General features: G+C 67.3%; 12 protein-coding genes. 9 read left to right on the top strand and 3 right to left on the bottom strand.

The features are described from left to right. Window positions 1–189 precede the first annotated feature (189 nt). On the top strand, window positions 190–486 hold the full coding sequence (gene groES, locus CYJ22_RS02400) for a co-chaperone GroES (protein ID WP_003790486.1): 297 nt from the start codon (window positions 190–192) through the stop codon (window positions 484–486). A gap of 108 nt (window positions 487–594) precedes the next feature. On the opposite strand, the gene CYJ22_RS02395 is transcribed toward groES, so the two are convergent. Both CYJ22_RS02395 and CYJ22_RS02390 read right to left on the bottom strand, forming a co-directional pair. Continuing rightward, entirely contained in the window at window positions 595–1,407 is an 813-nt protein-coding gene (locus CYJ22_RS02395) for a DsbA family protein (protein ID WP_101600824.1), read from the bottom strand. 90 nt (window positions 1,408–1,497) lie between these two features. Further along, window positions 1,498–1,794 (bottom strand): WhiB family transcriptional regulator, encoded by a 297-nt coding sequence (locus tag CYJ22_RS02390; protein ID WP_003790481.1) that lies wholly within the window; start codon window positions 1,792–1,794, stop codon window positions 1,498–1,500. Between the two features lie 292 nt (window positions 1,795–2,086). On the opposite strand from CYJ22_RS02390, the gene CYJ22_RS02385 reads away from it, so the two are divergent. The 4 genes from CYJ22_RS02385 (at window position 2,087) to CYJ22_RS02370 (ending at window position 6,818) form a co-directional block, all read left to right on the top strand. Continuing rightward, on the top strand, window positions 2,087–3,007 hold the full coding sequence (locus tag CYJ22_RS02385) for a MerR family transcriptional regulator (RefSeq protein ID WP_101600822.1): 921 nt from the start codon (window positions 2,087–2,089) through the stop codon (window positions 3,005–3,007). Between the two features lie 117 nt (window positions 3,008–3,124). Next, window positions 3,125–4,399 (top strand): AGE family epimerase/isomerase, encoded by a 1,275-nt coding sequence (locus CYJ22_RS02380; protein ID WP_007587910.1) that lies wholly within the window; start codon window positions 3,125–3,127, stop codon window positions 4,397–4,399. Window positions 4,400–4,499: 100 nt separating this feature from the next. After that, window positions 4,500–6,023, top strand: coding sequence for an IMP dehydrogenase (gene guaB / locus CYJ22_RS02375; RefSeq protein WP_007587911.1), 1,524 nt, complete (start codon window positions 4,500–4,502; stop codon window positions 6,021–6,023). A 105-nt stretch (window positions 6,024–6,128) separates the two neighbouring features. Then, the gene (locus tag CYJ22_RS02370) at window positions 6,129–6,818 is read left to right on the top strand and encodes a transaldolase family protein (protein ID WP_003790462.1); all 690 of its coding nucleotides are present in this window, start codon (window positions 6,129–6,131) and stop codon (window positions 6,816–6,818) included. Window positions 6,819–7,605: 787 nt separating this feature from the next. Here the strand turns inward: CYJ22_RS02370 and CYJ22_RS02365 are convergent. Next, window positions 7,606–8,358, bottom strand: coding sequence for an exonuclease domain-containing protein (locus CYJ22_RS02365; protein ID WP_007590269.1), 753 nt, complete (start codon window positions 8,356–8,358; stop codon window positions 7,606–7,608). 100 nt (window positions 8,359–8,458) lie between these two features. On the opposite strand from CYJ22_RS02365, the gene CYJ22_RS02360 reads away from it, so the two are divergent. The 4 genes from CYJ22_RS02360 to CYJ22_RS02345 all read left to right on the top strand — a co-directional run bounded on the left by CYJ22_RS02360 (window position 8,459) and on the right by CYJ22_RS02345 (window position 15,704). Continuing rightward, entirely contained in the window at window positions 8,459–9,583 is a 1,125-nt protein-coding gene (locus CYJ22_RS02360) for a GuaB3 family IMP dehydrogenase-related protein (RefSeq protein ID WP_034465977.1), read from the top strand. Window positions 9,584–9,839: 256 nt separating this feature from the next. Beyond that, complete coding sequence (locus CYJ22_RS02355; protein WP_101600819.1) at window positions 9,840–12,086, top strand: ExeM/NucH family extracellular endonuclease; 2,247 nt, start codon at window positions 9,840–9,842, stop codon at window positions 12,084–12,086. 68 nt (window positions 12,087–12,154) lie between these two features. Next, window positions 12,155–14,458 (top strand): bifunctional metallophosphatase/5'-nucleotidase, encoded by a 2,304-nt coding sequence (locus tag CYJ22_RS02350; RefSeq protein WP_101600816.1) that lies wholly within the window; start codon window positions 12,155–12,157, stop codon window positions 14,456–14,458. Between the two features lie 151 nt (window positions 14,459–14,609). Further along, window positions 14,610–15,704, top strand: a complete 1,095-nt coding sequence (locus tag CYJ22_RS02345; protein WP_101600814.1) for a BMP family lipoprotein — start codon at window positions 14,610–14,612, stop codon at window positions 15,702–15,704. The last annotated feature ends 41 nt before the right edge of the window (window positions 15,705–15,745 follow it).

Here is a 15,745-nt window from a genome sequence, read left to right as displayed (position 1 = left end):
TGCGGTGCGAGGCGCGGGCGGCATCTCGCCCAGGGTGAACGCGCCTGGCACTCAGCTTGCCCGAGTGCCAGGACCGCGCCTACACTCGTGGAGGAAGCGCGGGAACACCCGCGACCGGTCCTGCACCTGACCCCCGCGACGGCAGGGAAAGGACGAGCACCTTCGTGACAAAGAAGAAAGGGAGCGACAATGTCGATCTCCATCAAGCCCCTCGAGGACCGCATCGTCATCCGCCAGGTTGAGGCCGAGCAGACCACCGCCTCCGGCCTGGTTATTCCGGACACCGCCAAGGAGAAGCCGCAGGAAGGCGAAGTTATCGCCGTGGGCCCCGGCCGCGTGGACGACAACGGTAACCGTATCCCCGTCGACGTCAAGGTCGGCGACGTCGTCATCTACTCGCGCTACGGCGGCACCGAGGTCAAGTACGACGGTCAGGAGTTCCAGATCCTGTCCTCGCGTGACGTGCTGGCGGTCGTGGAGCGCTGAGCGCTTCGCACCTGAAAGCTACAGGGGCGGCCCGGAAGGAATCCTTCCGGGCCGCCCCTTTTGTTCGTCTCTCCCGCGCCGAGCCTCCTTGCGGTGCGGGTCCTCACGTCAGGACGCGGACTGCGCCGCCTGTTCGAGGATGGTGTTGCGGATGTAGGAGACGTCGCGGTAGCCGCTGACGAACGCCTTGTTGATGAACATCGTGGGCGTGCCCGTGATGCCGGACTGGTGGGCCTGCTCCTTGGCTGCCTTCACCTTGGAGGCGGTGTGGTCGGCGAGCATCGTCTCGCGGAACTTGTCCAGGTCGGGTACGCCCGCCTTGGCCGCGAAGTCGACAAGCGCCTGCTCGGAGTACTGGGGGTGACCGGTCGGGTCGGCCGCCGCGTACACCACGTCGTGGAACTCCCAGAACTTGCCCTGCTCGCCAGCGGCGATACCCGCCTGCGCGGCCAGGGGCGAGGTCTCGGTGATCTGAGCCAGGTCGTACCACTCCACGCGCAGGGTGCCATCCGCGATGAGATCGGCGAGTGCCGGGTCGACGTCCTGGGCGTACTTCGTGCAGTAGGGGCACGCAAAGTCAGAGAAAAGAACCATCGTCACGGGAGCGTTCACGTCGCCCTTCGCCTGCGGGTCGTCAGCCTGGTGGCGCATGAAAGACTTCATGATCTCCAGGTTCTTCGGATTCGTCTGGCTGGGGGCCGCGGTCTCGGTGTTCTGCGGCATCTGTTCGGCCGCGGTCGGCGAGGCCGCCGGGGTTGCCTGGCTCGCCGGAGAGGTGGAGGAGAGCTGAACACCCATCCACACGCACACGCCCGCGAGGACCGCGGTGATCGGTGCGGTGACGAAGAACAGGGTCTTGTACAGGTTGGTGGAGGTGTCCTCAGCCTTTTTCTGCGAGGCCTTGGTGTCGTTGCTGGTCATGCGAGCTCCCGGAGAGGATGGGCGTTGTGGCGGGCAGTAAAAAGGTGCGGCACCGCGGTGGCGATGCCGCACCGGAAAAATGGATGCGCGTTAGGAGACGCGGCGACCGCGTCCAGAGGAGCGGATCTCTTCGCGTCGTTCTTCTTCAGTCATTCCACCCCAGATGCCGTAAGGCTCCTGAGCGGCCAGAGCGTAGGACCGGCACTGCTCGATAACCGGGCAGGTCGCGCAGATCGCCTTGGCGTTTGCCGCGCGGCGACGGCGCGTGGAGCCGCGCTCACCCTCGGGGTGGAAGAACAGCTCGGTGTCCAGGTCTCGGCACGCCGCTTCGTACTGCCATTCCCACGCGTCGATCATGGGTCCGGGCAGACGGGAGACGTCAGTCATTGGGTGCCTCCTTCATGTCTGTCGTGCCGACACTTTCGGCACACGATGTCGGCAAGAATAGACACTTGTGCGGTAGTTATTCAAGGATCTTTCTCGAATTATGAGCCAGTTCTCAGATTGAGCGTGCCCGTGCTGTGAAAACGTGGAGAAACGTATGGTGCGCAGAGTGAACAGATTGTGAATAACTTTTTGAACAACTTGGGGGTGAGCGTCTTATCCCTTCCTGTGGCGTGCGCGCTGCGAACACGCAAGAATCAGAGCAGGGCACGGACAAGGACCGGAGGGAGCGGACATGCCACGAGCCATACTGGCGCAGTCGGCGCACGCTGACCGCTCCCGCACCATGTCCTCGGTGTCCGATGAGCTGGGAGTATCCCCCTCCACTCTGCGCACGTGGGAACGGCGCTACGGCCTCGGTCCCGCGCAGCGTGAAGCCGGTGAGCGACGCCGCTACCAGCCCGAGGACGTTGACCGTCTGCGCGCCATGATCCACCACGTGCGTGCCGGTATGTCCGCCGCCGAGGCCGCCAAGCGCGCCCTCGCAGAAAGTACGCTCCTGCCTCGTCGAGGCCCGGCGAACGCCGCCCAGCTGCGCTCCGTCGCCCTCTCCGACGACTACCATCGCCTCGAAGAAGTGATCGAGGCCGCCGTCGCAAGCCACGGCCTCGTCCACACCTGGTCGCGATTCGTCGAACCGACACTCAAATCCCTGCGCTCCGCTCCGGGCGGTGAGCCCATCGGCAGCGCGCCCGCCCTCATGCTGATCAACGCCTTCCAGCGCGTGTGCCGCTCTGTCTATCAGTCCCGCCCCGCCCGCTCCCTCGTCGGAGGGGACCGCGTCGCACTCATCTCCGACTCGCTCCACGAGACCGCCGCCCAGGTCATCGGCATCGCCCTGGCCTGGTACGGCTGCGACGTGCGCATGCTCTCCAGCGAAAACTACGGCGGCGTCAGCACCACCGAACGCTTCCGCGAGTACGTGCGCGGAGGCGTCCCCGCCCTCACCGTCGTCCTCGGATGCGGTTCCGAGTGCGCGCAAACGGTGGAAAACCTCGTCGCGCGCTACGGAGTGCCCACGATCATGGTGGGAGCGGACGCCCCCGAGATCCTCTCGCCCCAGGTACAGCGCGTGCGCACCAACAGCGCCTGCGTCGAGGAGGCCCTCGCCCTCCTCGCGCCCCAGGCCGACCTGGAGCTCGTCGGCCGCTCCTGACGCCCTTGGCGGCTGACGCGCAATTGTGCCCTCAACTGCGCGCACGCGGCCCCCACCTCCGCCCGCAGCACCTGGACAGGTGATACCGTGAAGGCACGTACCGGCAGGAGAACAGTCATGAACGCCCCCTGGAACAACGAAGATCTGCGCCGCGCTTTTGACGCTGATTTTGACGCGCTCGTCGCCTTCGCTTCCCGGTCGAAGGCGCGGGTCGGTTTCGCCTTCCTGCGCGCCGACGGTCAGGTCGACCTCGGGCGTCCCCTCGACGCGCGCATCAGCGCCCGAATGACCCACGTCTTTGCTCTCGCGCAGATGCGGGGCATTGAGGGCGCCGCGCACCTCGTCAGCCACGGCCTGGCCGCCCTCGCAGGCCCCCTGCGCGCTCCGAATGGCTCCTGGTACGCCGAGGTCGTTCCCACGTCAGAGAACAGCGCCACCCCCGTTCCCCGAGCGGTTTTCTCCCAGCGCGCGCAGTCCGCGATGATCGGTGCGGCCGCCGCTGCCGCCATGGTCGGGCACGAGGAGGCGCGTGACCTCCTCGCTGACCTCGAAGCCGACCAAGATCAGCGCTGGTGGGACCCGTGCGCCGGAGCCGTGCGCGAAGAGATTGATGCCGCGACCGGCGCTCGTTCGCCCCTGCGTCGCCTCTCCACCAACCTCGATACCGCGCAGGCCTACCTGGCCGCCTGGGAGGCGACGGGGGAGCGCGTCTGGTTCGACCGTGCGCGCTCGATCCTGCGCCTCGTCGGAGAGATCGCTGCGCGCTGTGCCTTCGCCCTGCCCGACCTCTACGACGAGGAATGGCGCCCCCTGCCCGCCTCCTCCGATCAGGCTCCCGTTGAGCTCATCCGACCCGGAGATACGCTCCCCGGCCTCGGCTTCAAGGCCGCCCGCCTCATCGGGCAGACCTACGCGATCATCACCCACATGGGCGAAAAACCCGGCCCCTGGATGATCGACACCGCGACCGCCCTCTACGACCGCGCCCTCGCCGACGGATGGACGGACGAGGGCGTGGGCGGCATCGTCTACACCCTCGACCCCGCCGGCAGTGTCGCCGCCCCCCAGCGCATGCACTGGGTCGTGTGCGAGGCAGCCAGCGCTGCCCGCGTCCTCGCCGAGGTCGTGGACCCCTCGCGCGCCGCGGACCTCGCCGTCGATTACGCCCGCGCCATCGCCTGGGCCGACTCCCACGCCCGCGCCGGCATGGGCCGCTGGATCCACGAGGTCGCCCCTGACGGCTCCGTCTCCATGCTCGTGTGGGAGGGGCGCCCCGACGCCCTTACCGCCGCCCGTATGCTGGCACGCGGCGCCGCCCCGATCCATCTCACAGTCACCGGAGCGACCGCCGCCCGCTACGCCTCCCAGGCCAGCCGCAGCGCGTCCTCCTGACGGTCCCTGAGGGGCTCCGGCCTCGTCCCACGATGCCCGGCTTCGAGGCGTGCGTGGAAGCGACTACGCGAAAGCACCACCGACCGCCTACAATTGGCCCATGGGAGAACTCGCTACACATGATCCTTTCGGCCTGACCGGCCTCACCTACGACGACGTCCTGCTCCTACCCGAGCTCACGGACGTCGTTCCTTCATCCGTTGACACGAGCAGTCGCCTGACGAAGAACATTTCGCTGCGCATCCCGCTCCTGTCCGCCGCCATGGACACCGTCACCGAGGCGCGCATGGCCATCGCCATGGCCCGCCAGGGCGGCATCGGCATCCTTCACCGCAACCTCTCCATCGAGGAACAGGCCGCGCAGGTCCGCCAGGTCAAGCGCAGCGAATCTGGCATGGTCGAGGACCCGGTGACCGTCGGTCCCGACGCCACCATCGACGAACTCGACAGCCTCTGCGGCCACTACCGCGTCTCCGGCCTGCCCGTCGTGAACGAGGACGGCACCCTCCTGGGCATCATCACGAACCGCGACCTGCGCTTCGTCCCCCAGGACGAGTGGGCTACCCTGCGCGTGCGCGACTGCATGACTCCGCGCGACCAGCTGGTCGTCGGCCAGGTCGGCATCTCCCGCGAACACGCCAAGCACCTGTTGGCCGAGCACCGCGTCGAAAAGCTGCCCATCGTCGACGACAACGACCACCTGACCGGCCTCATCACCGTCAAGGACTTCGTCAAGACCGAGCAGTACCCCAACGCTACGAAGGACTCGCGCGGACGTCTCGTCGTCGGCGCGGCCGTCGGCTACTGGGGCGACACCTGGGAGCGCGCCACCGCGCTGGCCGAGGCCGGTGTGGACGTCCTCGTCGTCGATACCGCGAACGGCGGTGCCCAGCTCGCTCTCGACATGATCCGCCGTATCAAGGCCGATCCGACGTTTGAGGGCATCGACATCATCGGTGGTAACGTCGCCACGACCGAGGGCGCACAGGCGCTCATCGACGCGGGCGTCGACGCCGTCAAGGTCGGCGTGGGCCCCGGATCGATCTGCACGACCCGCGTCGTCGCCGGCGTCGGCGTCCCCCAGATCACCGCGATCCACCTGGCCGCCAAGGCCTGCGGCCCCGCCGGCGTCCCGCTCATCGCGGACGGCGGCCTGCAGTACTCCGGCGACATCGGCAAGGCCCTCGTGGCCGGCGCCGACACCGTCATGCTCGGCTCCCTCCTCGCCGGCTGCGAGGAGTCCCCGGGCGAAGTCGTCTTCACCAACGGCAAGCAGTTCAAGCGCTACCGCGGCATGGGCTCGCTCGGAGCAATGAGCTCGCGCGGGCGCAAGTCCTACTCCAAGGACCGCTACTTCCAGGCCGACGTCACCTCCGACGACAAGATCGTCCCCGAGGGCATCGAGGGCCAGGTGCCCTACACCGGTTCCCTTGCCCAGGTCATCTACCAGCTCGTCGGCGGCCTACACCAGACCATGTTCTACCTGGGTGCCTCCACGATCTCCCAGGTCAAGGCCAACGGCCGTTTCGTGCGCATCACGAGCGCGGGCCTGCGCGAGTCGCACCCGCACGACGTGCAGATGACGACGGAAGCGCCGAACTACCACTCCTCTTCGGCGAGGTAATCGCAGACAGAGCATTCGGAATGGGCGGGAGCAGTCGGTGGGCTGCTCCCGCCCGCGCTATCCTAGGGGTGCGAAAACTCACAACAGCGCAAAGGAGCTGCTCACATGCTCATCCTCATCGATCACGCGAACGTCGATTCCATCGCCAAGACCCTGGAATACCTGCCCATCGACGGCGTGACGACCAACCCGACGATCCTGTACCGCGAGGGCAAGGAGCCTCTCGAGGTTCTCCACGCCATCAAGCAGCTCCTGCCCGACGGCGCTCAGCTGCACGTCCAGATCGTCTCCCAGCGCGCCGACGACATGGTCGCCGAGGCCCGCGCGCTGCGCGGCGAGATTGGCGGCAACCTCTTCATCAAGCTTCCCGTCACGCGCGAGGGCTTCGCCGCCATCCCGCGCATCGTGCGCGAAGGCATGCAGGTGACCGCGACCGGTATTCACTCCTCCATGCAGGGCTTCATGGCCGCCAAGGCCGGTGCCCGCTACGTCGCCCCCTACGTGAACCGTATGGACAACTACGGCATCGACGGCGTGCGCGTCGCCTCGGAAATCCACCGCACCCTGCGCTCCTACGACCTGAAGGCCGACGTCCTGGCCGCGTCTTTCAAGAACTCCGAGCAGGTCCTTGAGCTGGTCCGCCAGGGCGTAGGTGCCATCACTGCCGCCCCCGACGTGCTGGCCGCGCTCATCAAGAACCCGGCGACCGACGCCGCTATCGCAGACCAGAACCGCGACTTCGGCTTCCTCGTGGGCGAGCGCCGCACGTGGCTGGATCTCATCAAGGAAAAGTGAGGCTGTAGCGCCACCAGTGTTCCGGGCACCGTCGGGCCCGCCCGCCCGCTCGCCGTCCGCGCCACGAGCTTCGCTCGGCGCGTCGGCTCGAAGCCCGGCCAGGCCCTGCGGCCCCGCCGGCGCCCTCCACACGGGTGGTGTGTGGTGGCTGGTGTCTGTCCTGCCCTTACCGCGCCCCCGGCGCGGCAGATGTTTATCCGGGCCCTTGCTAGCTGCCTGTCTCAGTGCTATCCGGATAGGTTGTGCGCATCCGGATAGGTTATGCGTATCTGGATAGGTTATTAAGCTATCCGGATGTTGCTTACCTATCCGGATGTTCGTTACCTATCCGGATGTTGCTTACCTATCCGGATGTTCGTTACCTATCCGGATGTTCGTTACCTATCCGCGTGTGTGATGGTATCCGTGGGGCCTCGGCTCCCTTTCCCCCTGACCGTGCCGCATTTAGGCTTGTTGCTAAGTGGTGTGACACCACTTAGGTAGGTATTACACTACTTCGGAGGTGGTGCAATGCTCCCTAACTGGTGTAATGCTCCCTAACTGGTGCATGACCTGTAGGATTCAGTCGCGAAATTGCCCAGTGGTACTTGTCCTGATTGGGTGGCTGCGTTGTCGGCTCGAAGCCCGGCCAGGCCGCGGCCCCGCCGGCGCCCCAGGAATCTACCGGAACCCCGCCACTGCCTCATACAGGCCTCTCCACACAGCTCATTCGGGCCCGCTGTGCGCGGAGGACATCTCAGGCGCAACGAAAACGGCCGCCGGCCGCCGGCCCCCGCCCGAAGCGTTCTTACTCCTGGTCGTCGCCGCGGCCTCGCGGCGTGATCTGCGGCCATTCGCGATCGATGTTCGCGTCCTTGCCCTGCTTGCGCAGGTACTTCTCGAAGTCCTCAGCCCAATCCTGGTGAGCCTGGAGCTGGTAGTCCATGAGCTCCAGGGCGCTCATGGACGCCAGCTGCGGGTACTTGTCCACCATGCCGGCGAGCACGTCGAGCGTCATGGCCACGTCGACCTCGGCCGTGTGAGCGTCGGGGGAAGCGACCGCCCCGTAGACCGGCGCCATCTCCGTCAGCGTCTTCTTGCCCTTGCGGAAGCGGTCGAGCTTGCGGTCCAACACCAACGGGTCGACGACCAGCATCGGTGCGCCCTCCAGGCGCTCCTCGAAAGACCCCAGGCGGTGGCGGCGCAGCTCCTGGTTGACCAGCGTGATGTCGTAGGTCGCGTTGAAGGCGACGACCGGGTAGCCGCGCAGCCAGTGCTCGACGATGGAGCCGGCCAGCTCGTGGAGGACCTCCTCGATGGGGCGTCCGTCGCGGCGCGCCTGCTCGGTCGTGATGCCGTGGACGGCCGTGGCCTGCTCGGGGATTTCGACGCCCGGGTCGGTCAGCCAGGTGGCCACCTGGTCGGGGGAGCTGACACCGCTGCGGTAGGACGCGCCGTCGATGCGCAGCACCAGCGCGGCGGTGACGAGGCGATCCTTGAGTGCGCGCACGCCCGTCGTCTCGGTGTCAAAACCCATCCACGGGTCATCGATCCAGCTCATGATTGCTCCTAGCCTTGCCGGTGACTCCAGTGTGGCAGAGGGTGGGCACATCTGCGTCCCGGAGGCGGTAGAAGCGGGAAGTAGGCAGTAGAATTGGGTCATGAGCGACGAAGTGGAAATCGGTCGTGGCAAGCGCGGACGCCGCGCCTACACGCTGGACGATATCGCCCTCGTGCCCTCGCGGCGCACCCGTGACCCCGAGGATGTCAACGTCGGCTGGCAGATCGACGCCTACCACGTCGATATCCCCTTGATGGCGGCCCCGATGGACTCGGTGATGAGCCCGGAGACCGCGATCGCTTTCGGCCGCCTCGGCGGCATCGGCGTGCTTGACCTGGACGGCCTGTGGACCCGCTACGAGGACCCCACGCCCATCCTCGACCACATCGCTCACCTGGGCGAGGAGGAGTCGATCGCGACCCTCCAGCGCGTCTACTCCGAGCCGATCAAGCCCTCGCTGATCACCGCGCGTCTCAAGCAGCTGCGCGAGGCTGGCGTGGTTGTCGCCGGCAAGCTCTCGCCCCAGCGCGTGCAGAAGTACTGGCGCGCGGTCGTGGACGCGGGCGTCGATCTGTTCATCATTCGTGGCTCGACCGTGTCCGCCGAGCACGTGTCCTCGCGCCGCGAGCCCCTCAACCTCAAGCGCTTCATCTACGAGCTGGACGTCCCCGTCATCGTGGGCGGCGTCTGCACGGACACAGCGGCCCTGCACCTGATGCGCACGGGTGCGGCGGGTGTCCTCGTCGGCTTTGGTGGGGGAGCGGCCCACTCGACGCGCCAGTCCCTGGGCGTGCACGCGCCCATGGCGACGGCGATTGCGGACGTGGCCGCGGCCCGGCGCGACTACATGGACGAGTCCGGCGGCCGCTACGTGCATGTCATCGCCGACGGCGGCATCGGTCGCAGCGGAGACCTGTCGCGCGCGATCGCGTGCGGCGCGGACGCCGTCATGCTTGGCGCCGCCATCGCCCGTGCGGAGGAGGCTCCGGGGCGCGGCTGGCACTGGGGGTCGGAGGCGACCCACCCGGACATGCCGCGCGGCCAGCGCGTCCACGTTGGCACGACGGGCACGCTCGAGCAGATCCTCTACGGCCCCTCGACGCGCGCGGACGGCTCCTTGAACTTCGTGGGTGCCCTCAAGCGAACCATGGCCTCGACGGGATACTCGGAGGTCAAGGACCTGCAGCGCGCCCAGGTGGTCGTCTCCCCGTACTCGGCGTCCTGAGCTTCGCTTACCCAGTTTGACGAGGCTGGGGAACGCAGCGGGGTTGGGTTGAGTTTGACGAGGCCGGGGTGCCCGCGCGCTCGCGGGTGCACGCCCGCCCGCTTGCACCTTGTATTTTCGGGAATATTCTCAATAGCTTCCGCACGTTTGTGCGTGAGGTTACACTTGTCATAACGCGTGTTGCCGTTGGTAAAGACGCCTGCGGCACGGGGCTCGCCGGCCCCTCACGGTGAGGTGAGGTTGAGAGGACATCCCGATGAAGTGCGGGACACGATCACTAGCTGTACTCGGCGCGCTCGCGCTGTCTGCGATGGGGCTTGTGCCTGCCGCTTGGGCGGCTGATGTGGGCCAATCGGGCGAGGCCAGCCCCGGCCTCGTCGATACGCCGATCCCCGACATCCAGGCCGTGGGCGAGGGGGACGATTCCGCGATGGTGGGGGCCACCGTGACGACTCTCGGCGTCGTGACGGCCGCCTACCCGGCCGCCGAATCTGGGCTGGGCGCGACCCTCGACGGCTACACGATCCAGACCCCCGGATCGGGCGGCGCGTGGGAGCCGGGGCGCACACGCTCCGACGGCCTCTTCATCTACGCGGGCAAGAAGGGCGAGATCCCGGCCCCGGGTACCTGCGTGCGCGTGACCGGCACGGTCGGCGAGTTCCCAGCGACGAGCGCGAAGGACAACCCCCAGAGCCTCACCCAGCTGGCCGCGACCTCCGTCAGCATGGTCGAGGGATGCCAGGCACCGACGCCCATCCCGGCGCCCCGCGTCCCCACCCCCGACGAGGCCGAGGCCCTCGAGTCTATGCTCCTCGCGCCCCAGGGCACGTGGACCATCACCGACAACTACCAGGCGAACCAGTACGGCACCCTGACCCTCACCCCGGGTGAGAGCCCGCTGCGCTCGGCCACGGACGTGGTGGCTCCCGGGCAGGCCGCCCGCGACTACGAGGCCGCCAACGCGGCCCGCGCGATCGCGCTCGACGATGGCACCAACACGAACCTGCAGAAGGGGACTGCCACCGAGGTCGCCTACGCCTACCTGGCGAACGGCTCACCCGCCCGCGTCGGCTACCACGTGGCCTTCACCAAGCCCGTGGTCCTCGAGCCCCGGCACGGGTCCTTCGTATTCCAGCCGACCTCCATGGTCGCCGGGCACCCCGACCGCTCTCCCGTGACCATCACCGGGGAGCGCCCGAGCGCCCCCACGGTCGGTGGCGACACCCGCGTGGCGACGTTCAACGTCCTCAACTACTTTTCCGACCTGGGCGTCGACGAGGTCGGATGCGCGGGCTACCCGGACCGCACGGGCGCCTTCGTGACGGCCAAGAAGTGCAAGGTGCGTGGCGCATTCTCGCGCGAGGCCTTCGCCAACCAGGAGGCCAAGATCGTCTCTGCGATCAACGCTCTGGGGGCCGATGTGGTTGCCCTCGAGGAGATCGAAAATCCCGTCGCCGTAGGGGTTGGGACGGATCGCGACGCGTCCCTCGCGCGCCTCGTCGATGCCCTTAATAAGGATGCGGGCGCCGGAACGTGGGCGTACGTGCCATCGCCCGTGGCCGTGCCCGAGGCCGAGGATGTTATCCGCGTCGCCTTCATCTACAAGCCTGCGACCGTCGCCCCGGTCGGCCCCTCGCTGATCCACGACGACCCGGCGTTTACGGGCCTGGCGCGCCAGCCCCTCGCCCAAGAGTTCGCGCGGGTGAGCGCCGAGAGGGCCGCGCCCGCCTACTTCGTCGTCATCGCCAATCACTTCAAGTCGAAGGGATCCGTGCCCGAGGGCGCGCCCACCGGCAACGTTGACAGCGGGGACGGTCAGGGCAACGCGAACGCGATCCGAGTCGCCCAGGCGTCCGCCCTGGCATCCTTCGCTGCCCGATTCGCGGCTAAGCCGACCCTGCTCGTGGGTGACTTCAACTCCTACTCGCAGGAGGACCCGATCAAGGCCCTCGAGGCCGCGGGCTGGGAGCGCGTCTCCGGCGCGGGCGAGGCCTCCTACGTCTACGCGGGACGCTCCGGATCCCTCGACCACGTTTTCGCCAATGCGGCTGCGAAGCCACTCCTCGCGGGGGTCACCAGCTGGGCCGTCAACGCCCAGGAGTCCATCGCCTTCGAATACTCGAGGGCCGGTATGAACGCCCACCTGTCCGTCGAGGCCGACAACCCCTACCGCTCCTCGGACCACAACCCGGAGCTGATTGGCCTCACTTTGCTCGGTGGGGACGCCCCGGCCCCGACGCCGTCCGCCGAGCCGTCCGCCGCCCCCAGCGCGGCCCCATCGCCGAGCGCTGAACCCTCAGCGGCTCCGTCCGCGTCAGCCGCGCCGGTTCCCTCGAGGGCGGCCACGGCCTCGTCCCGTAAGGCGCCCGCGCGCGCTGCCACGGTCAGCGGCCTGGCGCGCACCGGTGCGGACGCCGGCCCGGCAATTGGCATCGGCATTCTCCTCGCCGCAGCGGGCGGCGGACTCATCCTCCTCTCGCGCCGGCTTCGCCGCCGCGGCTGACACCACGAACTCCACACTCACCACGCAGGACGCGGCTTCGGTGCCGCCCCGATGAAAGGAACACACCCATGCGCAGACCATGGACTCGACTCGCGCTCGCCTCGGCGGCCGCACTCTCCCTGGCGTCCCTGCCAGCCACAGCGCTCGCGGCACCGCAGGATGAAGCCTCACGGAACGAGGCCACGCCCATCACCCTGGACCTCTACACCCTCACGGACGTGCACGGACACATCCAGCAGGTCGCCAAGAAGGGCGTCGTGCGCGAGGCCGGGTTGCCCGCGATGAACTGCTACCTGAAGAAGGCGCGCGCGACGAACCCCAACTCCTCGTTCACCCTGCTGGGAGACAACATCGGCGCGTCCCCCTACATCTCCGGCGCGCTCAAGGACAACCCGACCATCGCGGCCCTCAACACGATGGATCCGCTGGCCTCCACGATCGGCAACCATGAGCTGGACATGGGTCAGGCCGTCTTCAAGCAGCGCGTCGACGGATCCAACCCGAGCGAGTTTGTGCGGGCGACCTTCCCGTACCTGGGGGCCAACATCGAGGGCATGGGTACCTACGGGGACGGCACCCCCTACCTGGGGGACTACAAGGTGTGGACGTCGCCCTCGGGCATGAAGGTCGCCTTTATCGGCGCAATTGCTCAGGACGTGCCCTACAAGCTGAGCCCCGGAACTACGGCGGGCCTGACCTTCACGGACCCGATTGCGCGCATCAACTCCCTAGCCGCGGAGCTTAAGAGTAGTGGCAAGGCGGACGTCGTTATTGCCATGCTGGACGACGACGTGAAGAACAACTACACGAAGGTCGGTAAGGACGTCGACGGCCTCATGGGTGGGGACACGCACGTGCCCTACGAGTTCGACCACGTCAACTCGGTCGAGGCCTTCAACTCCGCGAACCCGCGCCTGGCGGGCATCGCCTCGGGCTCCTACACGGACAACCTGGGCCTCATCCGCCTGACGATCGACCCGGCCACGCGTCAGGTGACCAGCGCCGACTCGATTCTCATCCCGGCCGCCGAGGTCGCCCAGTGCGGCGCGGATCCCGATACCCAGGCGATTGTCGATAAGGCCGAGGCTGACTCGAAGGAAGCTGGCAAGCGCGTCGTCGCCACCGGGTACACGGAGCCCTTCAGGCGCGGCGTCTTCACGACGCCCGAGGGGGCGACGGACCCCGGGTCGAACCGAGGCATCGAATCCTCACTGGGGGACCTGGTGGCTGACTCGCTGCGCGAAACTATCCTCACCCCGGACGGAAAGAGCGTCGACATCGGCATGATTAACGCGGGCGGCCTGCGCGCCGACCTGGTGCCGAACGAGGATGGGACGATCACCTACGCGCAGACCTACGAGGTCGAGCCCTTCTCCAACGAGCTGGGGTACGTGACCCTGAAGGGATCGGACGTCAAGGACGCGCTCGAGCAGCAGTGGAAGACGGACCTGAACTCGCAGAACTCTCGGCCCATGCTCAAGCTCGGCCTCTCCTCGAACGTGCGTTACACCTACGATCCGGCGAGGCCCTACGGGGAGCGCATCACGTCGGTGACGATCAATGGTGAGCCGCTGAAGGCCGACGCGACGTACACGGTCGGATCCGTGACCTTCCTGCTGGCCGGCGGCGACTCCTTCGAGGCCCTGACCCGTGGGGGAGCGGCCACGACGAACGGAAACCTGGACCGCGACTCCTTCAACGCCTACCTGGGTGCGCACTCGGGTGCGGCGGCCCGCTCGATCCAGGCTGCGGGTGGCCTGACGCCGCGTGAGGCCAAGTCCTCCATCGGCCTGACCCTACCCACGGATCCCGTTGCTGACGGCTCGACGGTGACGATCCCGCTGCGCGGCCTGTCCTTCTCCGAAGGTCCCTCCATCACCTCGAAGGTGCGCGTGAGCGCCGGGGGAGCGCAGGCCGTGGCCGAGGTTGACAACTCTCTCGTGGACGCGCACGCCTCCGACGCTGCCTCGGTGATTACGACGGATGGCGCGGGACAGGCGAGCGTGGACGTGACGGTCGTCGGTGCCTGCGAGGGCAAGGCGACCGGCGAGGTCGTGAACGTCCCCGTCACGGTCGCCACTGACTTCGCGACGGTCGTCGAGGCCGGGGATGGCCTGACGATCCCCGTGACCTGCGCGGGCACGGCGGCGCCCGACCCGAGTCCGTCGGCCGACGCGGCGGGTGACACACAATCCGGCAACCAGGCGGCAGCTCAGACTCCCCGTAAGAACACGAAGGCACCCAAGGGTTCCCTGGCTCGTACGGGCGCAGACTTCGGTGGCCTGGTCGGGGCGATGTTTGTCGGAGCGATCGGCGTTGCCGGGGTGTTCGCCCGGCGCCGCTTCAATCGTTACCAAAGCGAAAACAAGTAGACCTTGACAGGGGAGGGGTGGCGCGGGAGACTCGGATCAGACGTAAAAGTCGATCATGACAAATGTTCGCGCAGCGGCTGCGTGGACATGATCCGCGGCCCGCGCCGCCACCGGTTCAAGGAAGAATTCACATCAACGGAGGAAAACACTCATGAAGCACCTCACGAAGCTCCTCGCCGCGGCGGGGGTTGCAACGCTCGCCTTGGCCGGCTGTGGCGGCGGCGGAGGAACCGCCACCAGCCAGTCCGGCGGGGCGAAGGATGCCACCTCGTTCAAGGCCTGCGCGGTCTCTGACGCCGGCGGCTGGGACGACAAGTCCTTCAACGAGTCCGCCTACGACGGCCTCAAGGCCTCCCAGTCCAGCCTCGGAATCCAGATCAACACGGCCGAGTCCAACTCGGATGCGGACTTCAACCCGAACGTGGAGTCCATGGTCTCCGACGGCTGCAACCTGATCATTGGCGTGGGCTTCAACCTGGAGAAGGCCGTCCACACCTCCGCCGACGAGAACAAGGACGTGCACTACGCCCTCATCGACTCCAGCTTCAACGACGGTAACAACAACACGGTGACGCTGGACAATGCGCGTCCGCTGCTGTTCAACACCGCTGAGGCCGCCTACCTGGCCGGCTACGTGGCCGCGGGCATGACCAAGACCGGCAAGGTTGCGACCTTCGGCGGTATCCAGATCCCCTCGGTGACGGTGTTCATGGATGGCTTCGCTGACGGCGTCGCGGCCTACAACAAGGCCAAGGGCACGAACGTGCAGCTGATCGGTTGGGACAAGGCTTCGCAGAACGGCTCCTTCACGCAGTCCTTCGACGATCAGACGCTCGGCAAGGAGCAGGCCCAGCAGTTCATCTCGCAGGGCGCGGACATCATCATGCCCGTCGCGGGCCCGGTCGGCCTGGGCGCTGCCGCGGCGGCCAAGGCGGATGGCAACACTTGGATCATCGGCGTTGACTCCGACTGGTACGAGGCCAACCCCGACTACTCCTCGATCGTGCTGACCTCGGTCATGAAGGAGATCGGCGCCTCTGTCGAGCAGGCAATCCAGGACTCGGTGAACGGCAAGTTCAGCCCGACCCCGTACGTGGGCACGCTGGCCAACGGCGGTGTCTCGATTGCCCCGTTCCACGATTTCGACGACAAGGTGTCCGCCGAGCTCAAGGCGGACCTGACCAAGCTGACGGACGACATCAAGTCCGGCAAGCTCGTCATCGAATCGCAGAACGCCCCGAAGTGATGCGATGCGTGTGGGGCTGGTGGCGGTGACGCTGCCAGCCC

It is taken from the genome of Schaalia odontolytica, from assembly GCF_002847525.1.
GTDB lineage: Bacteria > Actinomycetota > Actinomycetes > Actinomycetales > Actinomycetaceae > Pauljensenia > Pauljensenia odontolytica_B.
Note: the sequence above shows the minus strand (reverse complement) of the source record. Positions and strands in the feature narration are given on the sequence as shown.

Coding starts and splice junctions, on each gene's coding strand:
- CYJ22_RS02385 (WP_101600822.1), top strand. CDS start 2,087: ATGCCACGAGCCATACTGGCGCAGTCGGCGCACGCTGACCGCTCCCGC.
- CYJ22_RS02350 (WP_101600816.1), top strand. CDS start 12,155: ATGCGCAGACCATGGACTCGACTCGCGCTCGCCTCGGCGGCCGCACTC.
- CYJ22_RS02360 (WP_034465977.1), top strand. CDS start 8,459: ATGAGCGACGAAGTGGAAATCGGTCGTGGCAAGCGCGGACGCCGCGCC.
- CYJ22_RS02345 (WP_101600814.1), top strand. CDS start 14,610: ATGAAGCACCTCACGAAGCTCCTCGCCGCGGCGGGGGTTGCAACGCTC.
- CYJ22_RS02390 (WP_003790481.1), bottom strand. CDS start 1,794: ATGACTGACGTCTCCCGTCTGCCCGGACCCATGATCGACGCGTGGGAA.
- groES (WP_003790486.1), top strand. CDS start 190: ATGTCGATCTCCATCAAGCCCCTCGAGGACCGCATCGTCATCCGCCAG.
- CYJ22_RS02370 (WP_003790462.1), top strand. CDS start 6,129: ATGCTCATCCTCATCGATCACGCGAACGTCGATTCCATCGCCAAGACC.
- CYJ22_RS02365 (WP_007590269.1), bottom strand. CDS start 8,358: ATGAGCTGGATCGATGACCCGTGGATGGGTTTTGACACCGAGACGACG.
- CYJ22_RS02380 (WP_007587910.1), top strand. CDS start 3,125: ATGAACGCCCCCTGGAACAACGAAGATCTGCGCCGCGCTTTTGACGCT.
- CYJ22_RS02355 (WP_101600819.1), top strand. CDS start 9,840: ATGAAGTGCGGGACACGATCACTAGCTGTACTCGGCGCGCTCGCGCTG.
- guaB (WP_007587911.1), top strand. CDS start 4,500: ATGGGAGAACTCGCTACACATGATCCTTTCGGCCTGACCGGCCTCACC.
- CYJ22_RS02395 (WP_101600824.1), bottom strand. CDS start 1,407: ATGACCAGCAACGACACCAAGGCCTCGCAGAAAAAGGCTGAGGACACC.